Source organism: Bradyrhizobium sp. NAS96.2 (assembly GCF_001908235.1).
Taxonomy (GTDB): domain Bacteria; phylum Pseudomonadota; class Alphaproteobacteria; order Rhizobiales; family Xanthobacteraceae; genus Bradyrhizobium.
In genome coordinates this window covers 1-920 of the sequence record NZ_LGHK01000382.1, presented here as the reverse complement: position 1 = coordinate 920, position 920 = coordinate 1, and the positions used below count along the sequence as shown (strand labels likewise).

The 920-nt window shown below is 64.2% G+C and carries 2 protein-coding genes; both read left to right on the top strand.

Annotation, left to right across the window (positions count from 1 at the left end):
- Positions 1-222 (top strand): hypothetical protein (locus AC628_RS44605; protein WP_168193551.1); only part of this gene is annotated, 222 nt, incomplete at its 5' end.
- Positions 219-773 (top strand): hypothetical protein, encoded by a 555-nt coding sequence (locus AC628_RS41445; protein WP_143202109.1) that lies wholly within the window; start codon positions 219-221, stop codon positions 771-773. The genes AC628_RS44605 and AC628_RS41445, both read left to right, overlap by 4 nt.
- The last annotated feature ends 147 nt before the right edge of the window (positions 774-920 follow it).

Genomic DNA, 920 nt, shown 5'->3' with positions numbered 1-920 from the left:
CCGTCGACGCTCGACGCCGTACCGTTCCTGGCCGGCTACACCGACACAAACATCACGCTGAGCCCTGGCACTCAGTATCTGGGCTTTACCAATTTTCGCGGCAACAGCTCCGACTATTGGAATTACGCGCAGGTCACGACCTCGTCGCTGCAGTTCCGGTTCAAGTTCGGCAATCAGGTTGGCCGGCTGTATTACGCGCTTTTCAGGAGGATCGCAGGATGACGGGGGTAACGCTCGACGCGGCATGGGGGGTCGCTGGCTACATGCCAGCCGGCGATGACGGGCAGTCGACCGCGGCCGCCGCGCCGCCGGACGCTGTCGAAGATCCGGCGGCGGCGAGCAGGCCGAAAGTGATCGTGCGGCATGACGACAACGGCTTGATTACGGCCGTCACGCTGCAGGTTGAGATCGGAATGGACGTGCTGTCGGAGCGATATGCGGAGATGGGGATCCCGCACATTCTCTATGACGGCGAGGTCGACATCACCGACGCCTGGGTGAAGGACGGCCAGATAGTGCCGAAACTCGACGTCGAGATCTCCGGCGAGGTCCGGTCGGTCAAGGCGGACGGCGAGGATCTGCTCGAGCTCGCGGTTTCGCCGGCGGAGTTCGATGCGACCGTCGCGCTCGACGGCGCATTGGTTCACACCGAGCATGTGACCGATGGAAGGCTCGAGTTCGCGGTCGATCATCCGGGCCGCTACTCGATTTTTGTCGTGCCGGCGCATCCGTACCGGATCAAGCGGCTGGACGTCGAGGCGATCGCGCCATGAGGGTGAGCGTTATCGAGGTCAAGCGGAAGCGCGTCGAGGCGATCGTCAACCAGCGTTACATGGTCGACGGCCACGACATCGCGCACGATCGCAAGCGCACGCTGGCCGCGGCCGTCTCCGCCGGCGCCGAGCCGTCCGCCGAATTCG

Bases quoted from the DNA above. Each gene is read 5' to 3' on its own strand.
- AC628_RS41445 (WP_143202109.1), top strand. From the start codon at position 219: ATGACGGGGGTAACGCTCGACGCGGCATGGGGGGTCGCTGGCTACATG.